Genomic DNA, 15,330 nt, shown 5'->3' with positions numbered 1-15,330 from the left:
TTTGATTTTAGTCCAGTATGAGCAACCTGCGGCTAGCTTCCTAGTTTGCTCTTTGATTTTCATTGAGTGTAAATAAAAAACAGAACTAGCATGAACTAGTCCTGTCTATTGTTACCCAATCACACTTCCGTTTGGTACAGCTGGATCAACTGTAAGAAGGGTTAATTGTCCATCATGTTCAGCTGAGAGAATCATCCCTTGGCTGACATATTTTTTCATCATTTTACGTGGTTTGAGATTGGCAACAATTTGAACTTTCTTGCCGACCAATTCTTGTTCATTTGGATAGTATTTTGCAATTCCAGAAAGAATTTGACGATCTTCTCCATCACCAGCATCCAAGCGGAATTGAAGCAACTTATCAGAACTTTCCACTTTAGACACCTCTTTAACTTCGGCAACACGGATTTCGACCTTGTCAAAGTCTTCAAACTTGATTTCTTCCTTGTTGAGTTTGAGTTCGACTTCGTCTGGATTCCATTCTTTTTCGACAGCTGGCTTGTTACCTTCCATTTGTTCCTTGATATAGGCGATTTCTTCTTCCATATCCAAACGTGGGAAGATTGGTGTTCCTTTGGCAACTACAGTCTCATCTGCCGGGAAGTCAGCCAAGCTCAAGTTTTCAAGGCTCGCTACTTCTTCCAAGCCAAGTTGAGTCAAGACTGCACGACTGGTTTCCATCATAAATGGCTCAATCAAGTGAGCTACAACACGAAGGCTGGCTGCCAAGTGGCTCATAACACTTGCCAATTGATCGCGGAGTGCTTCATCCTTAGCCAAGACCCATGGAGCTGTCTCGTCGATGTATTTGTTAGTACGAGAGATAAGGATCCAGACTGCTTCAAGGGCACGTGGATAGTCAACTGCTTCCATGTGTGTATGGTAGTCGGCGATTGATTGCTCTGCAACCTCAGCAAGAGCATTGTCAAACTCTGTTACACCCTCTACATAGGCTGGAATTTGCCCATCAAAGTACTTGTTAATCATAGAGACCGTACGGTTAAGGAGGTTCCCAAGGTCATTGGCCAATTCATAGTTGATACGGCCGACATAGTCTTCAGGAGTGAAGGTTCCGTCTGAACCAACTGGAAGGCTACGCATGAGGTAGTAACGAAGTGGGTCAAGCCCATAACGCTCTACCAACATTTCAGGGTAAACGACATTTCCTTTAGACTTAGACATTTTTCCGTCTTTCATGACAAACCAACCATGGGCAATCAAACGATCAGGTAATTTAACATCCAACATCATAAGAAGGATTGGCCAGTAGATAGAGTGGAAGCGAAGGATGTCTTTTCCTACCATATGGAAGACTGTTCCATTCCAGAACTTGTCAAAGTTACCATGTTCGTCTTGACCGTAGCCAAGAGCTGTCGCATAGTTAAGAAGGGCATCAATCCAAACATAGACAACGTGCTTAGGATTTGATGGGACTGGGACACCCCAGGTAAAGGTTGTACGAGAAACTGCCAAATCCTCTAAACCTGGCTCGATGAAGTTGCGAAGCATTTCATTCAGACGACCATCTGGAGTGATAAATTCAGGATGGGACTTGAAAAATTCGACCAAACGATCTTGGTATTTGCTAAGGCGAAGGAAGTATGATTCTTCGGATACCCATTCAACCTCGTGACATGATGGAGCAATACCACCAGTCACATTTCCAGCTTCATCACGGAAAACTTCTGCCAGTTGGCTTTCTGTAAAGAATTCTTCGTCTGATACTGAATACCAACCAGAGTATTCACCCAAGTAGATATCATCTTGAGCAAGTAAGCGTTCAAAGACCTGTGCGACAACTTTTTCATGGTAGTCATCAGTTGTACGGATAAATTTATCGTATGAGATATCTAGTAATTTCCAGAGTTCTTTGACTCCAACTGCCATCCCATCAACATAGGCTTGTGGTGTAATGCCAGCTTCTTCAGCTTTCTGCTGGATCTTCTGACCATGTTCATCAAGACCTGTCAAATAAAAGACATCGTAGCCCATCAGGCGTTTGTAACGTGCTAGGACATCACAAGCAATGGTTGTGTAGGCAGAACCGATATGCAGTTTTCCAGATGGATAGTAAATCGGCGTTGTAATATAAAAATTCTTTTCAGACATAATTTTTCCTTTCCAGGCAAATGAAACCTGTTTTTCTAACACTTCATTATATCACATTTTTAAGGATTTTCGATAGGGAAATCCATACAAAAACAAGATAGACGAGTGTCCATCTTGTTGATCTTATTCATAACGAAGGGCTTCAATTGGATCAAGTTTCGATGCCTTGTTGGCTGGCAAGACCCCAAAAATCATACCCACACTAGCCGAAACTGCAAGACTAAATAGGGCAACTGGGATTGATACTCCAACTTCTATACCTTCTATTAAACCTTGCAATAACAAACCTGCTAAGGCAGTTAAACCACTTGCAATTGTCAAGCCAATTAAGCCACCTAACAAGGTCAAAATCATGGATTCAATCAAAAACTGAATTAAAATATTGGCACGTGTTGCGCCCAAAGCCTTACGAAGACCAATCTCACGAGTGCGCTCTGTCACCGAAACCAGCATGATGTTCATGACACCAGTTCCTCCAACAAAGAGAGAAATCCCTGCGATGGAACTAATAATCGTCGTCATAAAACTAAACGATTGTTGAATTTCTGCAAATACAACGGACTCATCTGCCACCTGGTATTCTCCCTGTTGTAAGCCTGCAAGCTCTGTCATTTTTCGTGCCAGTTCTGGACCCAGAGTTGGGGTTAAACTGGTATCATTCACTCGAAAAACAATACTAGCTATTTCATCTACATTAAAATTCGCAGCAAGGGAGATATTGGTAGTAATAGGCAAGCCACCAAACCCATATATTTTTGACTTTTTAGCCTCCGGACTAGTATAAACCCCAATGACCCGATAACTAAATCCATTGACTTCTACAACCTTGTTAATAGCCTCTTGTGGAGAGCCAAATAAACTAATGGACAATTCCTCATCTAGCAAAATGACACTTGCAAACTCTTTGAAATCTTGCTCTCTCAGACTACGACCTGCAATAATTTCATTCTTAACAGCGTCCATGTAAGTTCTGTTTCCACCTGTCAAATTAGCATTCTCAACCTTTTTATCTTGATAGGTCAAGATGGCATTCGTTGAATTGGTTACATAGTAACTATCCACTCCCTTGAGTTTGGCTGCCTCTTGGACCCAGGATTCTTGCGGTTTTGGCGGTTCAACAGGAATTTCCTCTTCCTTTCCAGAAACCGTAAAAGCTGATTGTTTCTGAGTAAAAGACCCATCTTTACTTTTTTTAGGAGAGAAGAAGACGCTAATATTTTTCTGAGATTTGGTCATATCTTTATTAACTTGACGAGATAGGGAATCTCCCAAAGCCATAATCACAACAACTGATGAAACACCGATAATAATCCCAATCATGGTAAGCAAAGAACGCATCTTGTGAGCCATGATAGATGAAAAGGCAAATTTCAGATTCTGCATCTTAGTTTTCCTCCTTTTCTAACTGAGCACTATCAGATGAAATAACTCCATCGCGAATGACAATCTGACGTTTGGCATAAGCAGCTATTTCAGGCTCATGCGTTACCATGATAATGGTTTTTCCTTCTTTGTTCAAGTCAACCAATAGTTGCATAATTTGATTTCCTGTTTTGGTATCCAAGGCTCCTGTCGGTTCGTCTGCTAAGATAATAGAAGGATTGTTTACCAAGGCACGCGCAATAGCCACACGTTGCTTTTGACCACCAGATAATTCCGAAGGCAAATGGTGACTACGTTCTGTCAATTCAACCTTGTCTAAATACTCCTCAGCCAACTTGCGACGTTTTGAAGACGAAACTCCTGCGTAAATCAAGGGCAATTCTACATTTTGCAGAGCATTGAGTTTGGATAGAAGAAAGAACTGCTGAAAGACAAAACCGATTTGTTGGTTACGAACCTTGGCTAATTGTTTTTCACCCAGTCCAGCCACTTCTTGGCCTTCAAGATAATACTCTCCACTGGTTGGTGTATCCAACATGCCAATCGTATTCATCAGAGTGGACTTCCCCGAACCAGATGGTCCCATGATGGCAACAAATTCACCCTCATTCACTTCTAGATTGATGTTTTTGAGAACCTGCAGTTCTTGGTCACCATTGCGATAGCTTCTGCAGATATTTTTTAGACTAATTAGTTGCTTCATCAGCCTTCACCTCTTTTCCTTCTTCCAAGGAAGACGTTGGGTTACTGATGACCTTGACTCCATTTGTCAGACCTGAAGTGATTTCTTGGTTGTCTGCATCAGCATTGCCCAAACCAACTTCCACTTTCTTGGCCTTTTTCTGCTCGTCAAGCACCCAGACATAGTTCTTATCATTTTCAGTCACAACACTTGTTAGAGGAACCAAAATGGCTTTACTCTTATTTTTGACTTCAACACTTACTGAGAATCCTTGTTTCAAATCACCAACTTCGCCTGTCACATCAATAGTATAAGGGTATTTAGAACCTGTATTAGCCCCAGCTGCTGGACTAGCTGCTTCACCATTGTTTTTAGGATAGTCAGAAATATAGCTTAATTTCCCAGTCCATTTTTTATCAGGATATACTTTAGAAGTAAAGCTTACTTCTTGACCTACAGAAAGGTTGGCTAGATTGTACTCAGACAATTCTCCCTTGACTTGTAAATTTTCATTGCTGACAATATGAACCATAACTTGACTCGCCCCTGTTGGAGATTTAGAAACATTGCTATTGACTTCGACTACAGTTCCCTCTAGGGTACTGAGAACAGTTGTTGCATCCAATTGACTTTGAGCCTTGCTTAATTGCGCCGCAGCGTCTGCACGCGCATCACGGGCATCACCCAATTGAGCGTCAATAGAGGCAAGAGAATTTCCAGCCACTGGAGTTGGGCTTTGCGCCGTTGCATCTTCTCCTCCTACTGGCGCTGGTAACTGTGGAGCCGGAGCTGAAGCGGCTTCATTTCGTGCTTGATTGAGTTCATTGATATGACGATCTGCCTTAGCGACTGCTCGACTAGCTGAATCATAGGCCGCCTGGGCTTCTGAACTACTGTACTTGACTAGAGCCTGCCCTTCGCTGACCTTATCGCCCACAGAAACAAGGATTTCGTCTAAATCTCCCTTGCTAGCATCAAAATAAACGTATTGTTCATTTTTTGCCGTTACTGTTCCTGATAATAAAACAGAGGATGCCACGCTTCCTTCCTTGGCAACAACAAGATGAGTAGGTTCATCTTTTACAGCGGTTTGCGAGGGTTGTCTAAAGAGTAAAATCCCCCCGGCACCCAATACAACTACACTTGCAGCACCAATTGCTGCATACAATTGCCACTTTTTAGCTTTACCATTCTTTTTCTTCATAATGAAACTCCTTTTCTTTTTTACAATACTTTGCTATTATACCAGATTTCCCTCCAGCAAACAATGCAATTCAGATGGAAATAATGACAGTTCAGGATTAAACAATCGTTCGGAAATCCTCCTTTTATATTGTACTAGTTATATGATACACTATCTTGACTTATTTGGCAAGCTTTTTTGCAATTTTTTGTGCGTAGCAGATTTTTGCAATCACATCAAAAAAAAGATAGAATATGACTATCAAAAAATGACACTCTACTATTTAAAAGAGTACAAAGGAGTTTTCAATGAGAGAATACGATATCATCGCTATCGGTGGAGGTAGCGGAGGAATTGCCACCATGAACCGTGCTGGTGAACATGGAGCCAAAGCGGCCGTTATTGAAGAAAAGAAACTAGGTGGAACTTGCGTCAATGTCGGCTGCGTTCCTAAAAAAATCATGTGGTACGGGGCGCAAATCGCTGAGACTTTCCATCAATTTGGAGAAGACTACGGCTTTAAGACTACTGATCCTAACTTTGACTTTGCTACCCTACGTCGCAATCGTGAAGCTTACATCGATCGCGCTCGTTCTTCTTATGATGGCAGTTTTAAACGCAACGGCGTAGAGCTGATCGAAGGTCATGCTGAATTTGTAGATTCTCATACTGTCAGCGTAAATGGTGAACTGATTCGTGCTAAACATATCGTGATTGCTACAGGTGCCCATCCAAGTATTCCTAATATTCCTGGTGCTGAGCTAGGTGGCTCTTCTGATGATGTATTTGCCTGGGAAGAACTTCCAGAGTCAATTGCCATTCTAGGCGCTGGTTATATCGCCGTTGAATTAGCTGGCGTACTCCACACTTTTGGTGTCAAGACAGATCTCTTTGTTCGCCGCGATCGTCCTTTACGTGGTTTTGATTCCTACATCGTTGAAGGTTTGGTCAAGGAAATGGAAAGAACAAACTTACCACTTCACACTCACAAAGTCCCTGTCAAGTTAGAAAAAACTACTGACGGCATTACCATTCATTTCGAAGATGGTACTAGTCACACAGCTAGCCAAGTTATCTGGGCTACAGGCCGCCGTCCAAACGTTAAGGGCTTGCAACTTGAAAAAGCTGGAGTGACTCTGAATGAGCGTGGCTTTATCCAAGTGGATGAATACCAAAATACTGTTGTTGAGGGAATCTATGCTCTAGGTGATGTAACAGGTGAAAAAGAACTGACTCCAGTTGCTATCAAGGCTGGACGTACTTTATCTGAACGTCTCTTTAACGGAAAAACAACTGCTAAAATGGATTACTCAACTATTCCAACCGTTGTCTTTTCACACCCTGCTATCGGAACTGTTGGTTTGACAGAAGAGCAAGCTATTAAAGAATACGGTCAAGACCAAATCAAGGTTTACAAATCAAGCTTTGCATCTATGTACTCTGCTTGCACTCGCAACCGTCAAGAATCCCGTTTCAAACTCATAACAGCTGCTTCAGAAGAAAAAGTTGTCGGACTTCATGGAATTGGCTACGGCGTTGATGAAATGATTCAGGGATTTGCCGTTGCTATCAAAATGGGAGCAACCAAGGCTGACTTTGACGCAACTGTAGCGATTCACCCAACTTCATCTGAAGAATTTGTAACCATGCGTTAATCGAAACAAAAGAAGCAAAGCAAAAAACACTTCTAAATATCAAAAAGCGAGTATTTCCGTAGTTGGAGATACTCGTTTTCTTATGTTTTATTTTATAGTATGTTGAAGTAAGATATGCAAAAATCAATTAACAAACCATAGCAAAATACAAGGATTATAATACAATCATTTATTCTTTTCTTTAAAAGATTCATATATTTTTTTATATAATTCTTTTATATCTTTTTTCTGAGAATTCAACTCTTCTTTACCGTAGTCAAAGTTTGCTACCACAAATCCCGCGCCATCATCAGAAAAAGTAAAAAATTCTATTTCAATTAGTTTATTATGCTTAGAGTCCTCTATGGTGTCTCCTAAACCATTATTGAATTTCTTCACTTCTTCTTCACGAACTCCGAACCCCGTAGCAGCTCCATTTGCAATGATGTTTGAAAATACTTCTTCTGAAGATGATACTTCTTTCACAGTTATGAAGTATATAGCTTCTTCCGTTTCTACTTGTCTCACTTTATTCCATTTTTCTGTATCACTAGAAGAAAGCGTATAGATTGTTAACTCTACCGTTGGCTTATTGATATTTTCTTTTGTAATCATTTGTTTTCCAAAAAAGAAAATGGCGAGTACCCCAGTTACAAAGATCAAAGCAATATAAATTTTCTTTTTCATACCTTATACCCTATATCTTTCATGTCAATTATCACATCAACTTCGTTATAGACAGCTGGATCATGTGTCGCTATAATGACATATTTATCTTCAGTTGTTTCATTCAATAGTAAACGAATAATTTCTTTTCCAATCTCACCATCTAAAGCTCCTGTAGGTTCATCTGCTAAGATAATTTTACGTGGTTTCATTAACATTCTGGCAATAGCTACACGTTGAGCCTGCCCTCCAGACAATTCATATATTTTTTGGTGTAAATAGTCACTTGACAGTCCTACTTTTTCAAGTACGTCAGTTATTGTTTTTTTGTCTTTAGTGATAAGGCTCAGATTATCATATACTGTTTTGTTATCTATTAAAGAATAATTCTGAAATACATATCCAACAGTATTTTTAAAAAAAGTTCTTTCTTTTATCTTCCAAATATCTTGTTTATCAACTAAAACATTCCCACTGTCAATTTTTTCTAATCTTCCTATAATATTAAGAAGGGTACTTTTACCGGAGCCAGAACCTCCAATCAATGCATAGCTTTTTCCAGATTCAAATATTAAATTTAAGTCTGTAAAGATCTTCTTTGAGCCGAAACTTTTTGAAACGTTCAAAAGGTCAATTGTCATGATTCATCTCCTTTTAAAATTTTAGTGTAGCTTTCAGATAATTTTCTAAAACTCATTATGATTGACAACATCAAAACTAGCAGAGAAGCCGCTCCAATATATAGCAACTCTATTTGCCCTGTCACAAGAAATGTAAATAGAATAACCATTGTAATAGTCATCATAAAATATTTGAGACTTGAAATTGCTATATATGTTTTTGAAAGACCCAAAATGATTTTTTTCACATATTCATTCTGTTTTAGAGTAATAAAAAGTTGGACATATTGATAAATGAGTATAAAGATAATACTGTAAATTATCTTCTGCAAGATTTGTGAAAGTAAAATTTGGTGCTCTAAGGATTGAATCTTTAATTTCACAATTTGGTAAACATCTACTGGATTCATTGAGAAATTCAACGGGACAGTCATCTCATTTATTTTTTTTACCGCTTCAGGACTAAAAAGAGACTTATTAGTTATATTACTAGCCAAAGTAAACTTATTATTTTCCATCATTTTGTCCGTATCTAACACAACAACAATGTTATCTTGGCTATCTGCTACACTTGCCAGCGGTAAAATATCTTTATTTTTATGATCGATATCAGCATCCTCATTAAAATAAAAAATTTTTTCCCCATCAGGAATTATTTGTACTGCAAGCTGTTCTTTTGTATAGTGTGTTCCAATAAATTGTTCTGCTACAACTGTATTCTCAATAGATTTCTGGTTTTCTTTCCATTTCTCAGGAATATAGATGGTTGCTATCTTATTATCTAAAAGATGATAGTTTGTCCCATTCACTTTATTTTGTAGGTTAGCACCTGTTTGATTAATATAAATCAACTCTTTATTTATTTCTGGATTCGTTATTCCGTCATTTTCTAATTGTTTAGAAAAGTCTTCTAAAACATGAGATGTTTTCATAAAATCTGGAACATATGCTGAAGATCGTTCTATATATAAGAAATCTAAGTTTTTTAAGGCAGCAACTATCTGTAGATACTGACCATCTGAATCACTAACTTCTCCATTTTTAGCAGAGTTACTTTCAATTCCAAGGAACTCAATCCTTCTCCAGTCTTTTACTGTGTCCCACGGTACTAAATTCTGTATTTGTATGTTCATACTAGATTGACTACTCTTTGTTTCTTGTAAAAAAACTCCTGAGACAAGGATAATAATCGAAATAATAGCAAGCCATACGACAAAAATAAGCTTGTTTTTTGCCTTGTTTTTGATAATTTCAATGGGCTTTTCAATCTGAATCGTCAACCAAAATAAAACAAAGGTAATGAGATCAATGATTTGAAATAGTATAAAATTCGTTAAAAGCAGAGAGAAAAATAACTTAGAACTATAAGTGAAGAAACCATTTCCCAAAAAAGAACTGTAAGAAATCATCAATAAAGCCATCATAATCAGTTCAAAAATAAGAGAAATGCCATACTCTCTTCTTAAGTCGTATATAGGCAAGCCCAAAGAACGTCGTATCACTCCTTCTTTGATCTGCCTCGTCCTAACAACAAATAAAACAACTAATAAAGTTAAGTAAATGGAACCCATTAACAGTATTCTTAAAGTTCCAGTGAATTGTAATATTCCTCCTATATACCAAGGATAAGCCATATAGACTGTTTGTAGTCCAGTCATCGTAAGTGGTTTCAAACTGTCTACATCCATTTTCCCAAGGGTGTAATACATCCCTACTATTGGTGCTGACTTTAATTGTTCATTATTTACATCATCAAAGTTTACATACTTCAACTGACCCGAACTCTGAACGATTGGCTTGTAAATGGTAACCTTTTCCGTTTTTGATAAGTCACGAACCATTTCATATATTTCGTTATTAGAAAGATTACTTTTTCCTTGGATAGAAAAAGCACCATCAATTGGTAAAGGTATGGGGATTTCGGTATCACTAATAGTGACCAGACCAATTGTAGCAATCAAACAAAAGAAGAATCCAATGATACATAATTTTAATTTCATAAGCAATTACCATATTACAAAAGACCCTATTTTATAATTGGGTCTCCTGTTTTCATAAATTATTTTTAAAATCTATAATAATCCCAATATGCATTTAAGCGAACATCGTTCCAAGATTTTGTTGCACTTGAATATGCCCATCCATAATCTTTTTTATCCTGAGCTTTAACTGTTCCCCAAAAATTCGTTACTGAAGATTTTGAGCCAATATTATCTGGAGACTTAACAAAGTAATTTGAATAACCATAGCTATTATCTACACCATACTGCCATACATCAATAATGGGACTTGGAGCAGGGTGTGCTGTAGTTGCACTAACAACACTAGCTGCAGTAGCAAAGCTAAAACTGAAAACACTTGCAGCTAGAAAAACAGATGCTTTCTTATTAATTCTTTTTTTAATTTTACTTCTCCTTGGATTAAAATATTTGATGAAGACTAAGTAATAGTCCCCTTTTAGTCCCTCCATATTACTTTAATATGAATTGATTATATTTAGGTTTTTAATCACCGTTATGGTATCTAGAGTCGTTAAAATATCTCGTAACTACCCCTCCTTTTAAAATTGAACACATCTAAATGCATCCGTTTACATTTTTAATATAACACTTATTTTTTAATTTGTCAAATATTTACTAGTATATTTTTTATTAATAAAATAGGATTATCTATACAGACAATTTTCGAATCAACAAAAAAATTATCCAACTTAACCAATAAGCAAAATCGGCCGTTACAGTTTTTGTTATCTTGTTTTAAAAAATTGGTTGACAATGATTCCTCTATGAGTATAATAGTTACTATACATCAGAAAAGAGGTTAACTATTTTGAAAAAAGCTCACATTTATGCTATCCCTGCTATTGGGGCTGCTCTCATTGCTGTTTTGGCACAAATCAGTCTTCCAGTTGGACCTGTTCCCTTCACTCTGCAAAACTTTGCAATCGGCTTGATTGCTACTGTATTTAGACCGAGAGAGGCTGTACTTTCTGTTGGACTCTATCTTCTTCTAGGTGCTATCGGTCTTCCTGTGTTTGCAGGAGGTGGAGCTGGTTTTCAGGCTTTAGTTGGCCCTACTGCAGGCTATCTTTGGTTTTATCTCGTTTACTCTGGACTTACTTCCTCTCTAACCAACAGCAAGAGCGGAATTGTCAATATTTTTCTTGCAAATCTCTTGGGTGATGCCCTTGTCTTTGTCGGAGGGATTCTCAGCTTGCATTTTCTAGCTGGAATGGCATTTGAAAAAGCTCTTGTTGTGGGGGTCATTCCCTTTATCATTCCAGACCTTGGTAAACTTCTAGCTATTAGTTTGATTAGTCGTCCTCTACTTCAACGCCTTAAAAATCAGGCTTACTTTGCTAACTAAAAAAGGATATCGAGTTGTCATAACTCAGTATCCTTTTCTTTTATTTTGAAAACTTAGTTTCCTTTAAAAGCATCCACCATTGTTTGAAATTCTTCATTGGAAAGAGTAATTCCTTTGCCCATCTTCGTATGGTCTGGACTCCAAGCACGAATATCAAACTTTGCAGGAGCACCATTAAAGCTCACACGGTTGATTTCCTTGGTCCAACCCTTTTCGTTTTCAGAAAGAGTCAACAAGTGCTCTTCGATTTCAAATGTAAATTCTGCCATTTTCTTCTCCTTTTTTTAACTTTCATCTGATTATTCGTAAAATCTTGTAGATTTTAGGAAAATTTTATATAATATTGATATAAAAGAAGGGAGGCCAATATGAGACATAAATTCCAGCAAGTTCTAGGTAAAATACATGACTTTTTAAATGGACATGACCAACCTGACCAGACTGAAAGCAACTCCCTTACAGCCACTATTGAAGAGGCTATCCAGAAACAAACTGCTGTTCACCTTATCTTGTCTGAGACAAGCTTTACAGGTGACATCATCAAATACGATCAGCAAGGACAGCAAATTATCGTGAAAAATTTTGCCAAAAATGTGAGCCGGATTATCCGTATAAGCGATATTCAACGCCTGCGATTTGTCCCCTCAACTGTCCAAACAGCCCAAAAAAATAGATTTAAGAAAGAGTGAGATGTAGTTGCTTCATCCCACTCTTTTTCTTAGCGAATTTGTTCAAAATGTAAATGAACTGCGATATGATCTCCATAACCACTTCTTTCCAAGTCACGTTGTAAACGATAGGAAATGTAGTGTTCTGCAATGGTAATGTAACCTGCGCCCAATAAACGATGTTCAACCATAGATTGAATCATACTGATAGTCGCACGTTCCACCTTGGCTTCTTGTAAATCCAAAACTACCTTCTTAGTGACTTGAGCAAGATTTTGACGCAAATCATCTGTCAAAACATAAACAGTTTGGGCTGCCTTCAAGATGGCTTGGTAAATCTTATCTGGATTAAATTCAGCAATTTCGCCATTACGTTTGATTACTTGCATAGGTTTCTCCTTTATTCTTTGTTTTCTTTGATTTCTGCCAGCATTTTTTCTTCTTCTGCTGTCAGTTGATAATCTTCAAGTAAATCTGGTCTGCGCTCGTAGGTTTTCTTTAAACTCTCGTACAATCGCCACTGACGAATCTTTTCATGGTGGCCACTCATCAATACATCTGGCACGACCATGCCTCGATAATCATAGGGACGTGTGTACTGAGGATATTCTAAAAGACCTGAAGAAAAACTATCATCTTGGTGGCTAGACTCCTTGCCAATCACTTCTGGAATCAGGCGAACTGTAGCATCAATCATGGTCATAGCTGCCAATTCTCCACCAGTGAGGACATAGTCGCCTAGGGAAATCTCATCTGTTACCAAGGTCTTAATGCGCTCATCATAACCCTCATAGTGCCCACAGATAAAGATTAGCTCTTCCTCTTGAGCCAAATCTTCAGCATAAGCCTGATCAAACTGCTTTCCAGCAGGATCGAGGAGAATAACGCGCGGATTTTTCTTTTCAATAGCATCAAAGGCATCGAAAATGGGTTGGGCTCGGAGCAACATGCCCTGACCGCCTCCGTAGGGCTCATCATCTACATGACGGGCCTTTTCAGCATTTTCTCGAAAATTATGATACTGGATATCCAAGAGCCCTTTTTCTCGAGCCTTTCCAACGATTGAGTGCTCCAGTGGAGAAAACATCTCTGGAAAGAGGGTTAAAATATCAATCTTCATCATCTAACCCTTCTAAAATTTCCACATCGACACGGTTATTCGGAATATCAACATTGAGAACCACTGGTGGAATATAAGGCAAGAGCAAGTCACGTTTGCCTTTTTGCTTGACCACCCAGACATCGTTAGCACCTGGTTGCAGGATTTCCTTGATGGTTCCAATCAAGTTATCACCCTCATAGACTTCCAAACCGATAATCTCGTGATAGTAGAATTCACCATCGTCTAGGTCATTCAAATCTTCCTCAGCAACCTTGAGACTGTATCCCTTATACTTTTCGATAGCGTTGATATGGTACATATCTTTGAATTTAATAATGTCAAAGTTCTTCTGTTTACGGTGACTAGCGATAACCACTGTTTGGACAAACTGATCTTTTTCATCAAACAAGGCCAGCTCAGATCCTTTTTTAAACCGTTCTTCTGCAAAATCCGTCACAGACAATACTCGCATCTCACCCTGCAACCCCTGCGTATTGACGATTTTCCCAACATTAAAGTAGTTCATCTTGTCTCCTGTAGTCTCCTTCTTTCCATCTTATTCTGACAATTCTCGAATAATAGTTGCAATTTTTTCCGCTTCGGACCATTGTAAATAATGGTGATTCCCTCCTAAAATGAGTTTAGTATTGGAAGTCCAATATTCTGATTCTCTGTACTCTTTTTCTCTATAAGGCTGACAAAAAATAAATACAGGAATATGAGCTTCTATAGATACATCCTCAAAATCTTTCTCAGTAATCTCTCCAGATATCTGAAATTCTGGATTTTGCTTTTCCAACTCTAAGCCTTTTTCTTGCATTATTTCCCAGATTTCTTTATTCGTTTCAGGACTAAATGTTGCTTGAGTTAAATTCTTCAAATAAAGTTCAGGACCACACTCGTCAATCAGCCTCATCTGCTCTTCCATTTCTGGATAAGGATTTTCTGAAAAATCAGCAAACATGACTTTTTTAGTTGTCGGTTCAATTGCTAGTAAAGCCTGACACTTAATTGGTTTCTTGAGCAATTTACAAACTAAAATTCCACTCAAACTATGTACACAAAGTATATATTCAGAAATCCCTAATACTTCAAGTACTTCATAAACCGCATCTGCAAGATTATCTAGATTTTTTCCAGCTTGGTCATGAATCGGACTCCTACCTGTGTTAGGAAAATCAATTGTCAAATAACCAATTGTAGGGGGAAGTTTTTCAAGTATAAGTGAAAAATTTTCATAACTTGGTAGCAAACCTGCTCCGTTTAGACAAACTAGCACTTTCTTTTGATTTTGATAAGTAACAGAGAGACTACCAATTTCTGTAGATACTTCAAACCTCTTCATAAAGAAATCCACTCATTCTATATAATGAATTATTAAAAATCCTTATCCTTTATTTTATCACGTTCCAAAGATTTTCTCAAGTTGGAGGAAGAGGACATCAATTCTCCTTCACCTTCAAAAATCCTTCCAAATCACGTTCATGTTAGTACTTAATGGCTGCAGTCTTATCTTTCTCAAAGATAGTCTTGGTAAGGTCAATATGGTTGATGGCGACGATTGCGACGGTGTAGTGAATGATATCAGTCAGTTCTCTGGCAAGTTCCTCGTTCGAATCCTATCCCTTCTTTTCGACCAGAGCGCCTATTCAAAACCTCGGCTACTTCTCCGACTTCCTCCACTAGCTTGATAAAAAGACCTTCCTCAGTTCGAGACTACTGGTAATGTTCGAGTAATACTCTTCGAAAATCTCTTCAAACTACGTCAGCTTCACCTTGCCGTACTCCAGTACAGCCTGCGGCTAGCTTCCTAGTTTGCTCTTTGATTTTCATTGAGTATAAGCAACCAATTCTATTTCTCCCTTCAAANCAAACCNACTTTGAAAGTGNAAANGTTCTCAANTTNCCAATAGNAAG

General features: G+C 38.2%; 16 protein-coding genes and 1 pseudogene. 3 read left to right on the top strand and 14 right to left on the bottom strand.

What is annotated here, in order from left to right:
• Window positions 1–111 precede the first annotated feature (111 nt).
• The 4 genes from metG to HT715_RS10015 form a co-directional block, all read right to left on the bottom strand.
• The gene (gene metG, locus HT715_RS10030) at window positions 112–2,109 is read right to left on the bottom strand and encodes a methionine--tRNA ligase (protein ID WP_001291352.1); all 1,998 of its coding nucleotides are present in this window, start codon (window positions 2,107–2,109) and stop codon (window positions 112–114) included.
• 123 nt (window positions 2,110–2,232) lie between these two features.
• Window positions 2,233–3,492 carry an ABC transporter permease gene (locus HT715_RS10025; RefSeq protein WP_138707209.1) on the bottom strand — a complete coding sequence of 420 codons (1,260 nt, stop codon included), beginning with the start codon at window positions 3,490–3,492 and terminating at the stop codon, window positions 2,233–2,235.
• Between the two features lies 1 nt (window position 3,493).
• Entirely contained in the window at window positions 3,494–4,195 is a 702-nt protein-coding gene (locus HT715_RS10020) for an ABC transporter ATP-binding protein (protein WP_000811474.1), read from the bottom strand.
• A complete protein-coding gene (locus HT715_RS10015) occupies window positions 4,179–5,378 on the bottom strand; it encodes an efflux RND transporter periplasmic adaptor subunit (RefSeq protein WP_000728649.1) in 1,200 nt (399 codons plus the stop codon). The genes HT715_RS10020 and HT715_RS10015 overlap by 17 nt, the downstream gene beginning before the upstream one ends.
• A gap of 287 nt (window positions 5,379–5,665) precedes the next feature.
• On the opposite strand from HT715_RS10015, the gene gor reads away from it, so the two are divergent.
• A complete protein-coding gene (gene gor, locus HT715_RS10010) occupies window positions 5,666–7,012 on the top strand; it encodes a glutathione-disulfide reductase (protein WP_138707210.1) in 1,347 nt (448 codons plus the stop codon).
• Window positions 7,013–7,177: 165 nt separating this feature from the next.
• Here gor and HT715_RS10005 read toward each other — a convergent pair whose 3' ends face one another.
• The 4 genes from HT715_RS10005 to HT715_RS09990 form a co-directional block, all read right to left on the bottom strand.
• Window positions 7,178–7,678: a hypothetical protein gene (locus HT715_RS10005; RefSeq protein ID WP_000727307.1), complete on the bottom strand. Its 501-nt coding sequence runs from the start codon at window positions 7,676–7,678 to the stop codon at window positions 7,178–7,180.
• Window positions 7,675–8,298, bottom strand: a complete 624-nt coding sequence (locus HT715_RS10000) for an ATP-binding cassette domain-containing protein (RefSeq protein ID WP_023935831.1) — start codon at window positions 8,296–8,298, stop codon at window positions 7,675–7,677. Before HT715_RS10000 ends, HT715_RS10005 begins: the two co-directional genes overlap by 4 nt.
• Window positions 8,295–10,277, bottom strand: a complete 1,983-nt coding sequence (locus HT715_RS09995) for an ABC transporter permease (RefSeq protein WP_138707211.1) — start codon at window positions 10,275–10,277, stop codon at window positions 8,295–8,297. Before HT715_RS09995 ends, HT715_RS10000 begins: the two co-directional genes overlap by 4 nt.
• Window positions 10,278–10,342: 65 nt before the next feature.
• Window positions 10,343–10,681, bottom strand: a complete 339-nt coding sequence (locus HT715_RS09990) for a hypothetical protein (RefSeq protein WP_138706745.1) — start codon at window positions 10,679–10,681, stop codon at window positions 10,343–10,345.
• A gap of 425 nt (window positions 10,682–11,106) precedes the next feature.
• Between HT715_RS09990 and HT715_RS09985 the strand changes: the two genes are divergently transcribed.
• Entirely contained in the window at window positions 11,107–11,643 is a 537-nt protein-coding gene (locus tag HT715_RS09985) for a biotin transporter BioY (RefSeq protein ID WP_023933578.1), read from the top strand.
• Between the two features lie 53 nt (window positions 11,644–11,696).
• Here the strand turns inward: HT715_RS09985 and HT715_RS09980 are convergent, their stop codons facing one another.
• The gene (locus tag HT715_RS09980) at window positions 11,697–11,912 is read right to left on the bottom strand and encodes a YdbC family protein (RefSeq protein WP_000807422.1); all 216 of its coding nucleotides are present in this window, start codon (window positions 11,910–11,912) and stop codon (window positions 11,697–11,699) included.
• A gap of 99 nt (window positions 11,913–12,011) precedes the next feature.
• Here HT715_RS09980 and HT715_RS09975 point away from each other — a divergent pair, with 99 nt between their 5' ends.
• Window positions 12,012–12,332, top strand: coding sequence for a hypothetical protein (locus tag HT715_RS09975; RefSeq protein WP_049513506.1), 321 nt, complete (start codon window positions 12,012–12,014; stop codon window positions 12,330–12,332).
• Between the two features lie 29 nt (window positions 12,333–12,361).
• On the opposite strand, the gene HT715_RS09970 is transcribed toward HT715_RS09975, so the two are convergent.
• The 5 genes and pseudogenes from HT715_RS09970 to HT715_RS12090 all read right to left on the bottom strand — a co-directional run.
• Window positions 12,362–12,700 carry an ATP cone domain-containing protein gene (locus HT715_RS09970; RefSeq protein ID WP_001196049.1) on the bottom strand — a complete coding sequence of 113 codons (339 nt, stop codon included), beginning with the start codon at window positions 12,698–12,700 and terminating at the stop codon, window positions 12,362–12,364.
• A gap of 11 nt (window positions 12,701–12,711) precedes the next feature.
• Window positions 12,712–13,431 (bottom strand): tRNA (guanosine(37)-N1)-methyltransferase TrmD, encoded by a 720-nt coding sequence (trmD, locus tag HT715_RS09965; protein WP_138707214.1) that lies wholly within the window; start codon window positions 13,429–13,431, stop codon window positions 12,712–12,714.
• The gene (rimM, locus tag HT715_RS09960; RefSeq protein ID WP_138707212.1) at window positions 13,421–13,939 is read right to left on the bottom strand and encodes a ribosome maturation factor RimM; all 519 of its coding nucleotides are present in this window, start codon (window positions 13,937–13,939) and stop codon (window positions 13,421–13,423) included. Before rimM ends, trmD begins: the two co-directional genes overlap by 11 nt.
• A gap of 30 nt (window positions 13,940–13,969) precedes the next feature.
• Entirely contained in the window at window positions 13,970–14,758 is a 789-nt protein-coding gene (locus HT715_RS09955) for an alpha/beta hydrolase (RefSeq protein ID WP_138707213.1), read from the bottom strand.
• A 142-nt stretch (window positions 14,759–14,900) separates the two neighbouring features.
• Window positions 14,901–15,150 (bottom strand): annotated as a pseudogene (locus HT715_RS12090) (MazG nucleotide pyrophosphohydrolase domain-containing protein); the annotation flags it as partial.
• Window positions 15,151–15,330 lie beyond the last annotated feature (180 nt).

It is taken from the genome of Streptococcus sp. 4155, assembly GCF_013276695.1.
GTDB lineage: Bacteria > Bacillota > Bacilli > Lactobacillales > Streptococcaceae > Streptococcus > Streptococcus pseudopneumoniae.
The sequence above is the reverse complement of the archived record's forward strand: the minus strand, read 5'-3'. Positions and strand labels throughout refer to the sequence as shown.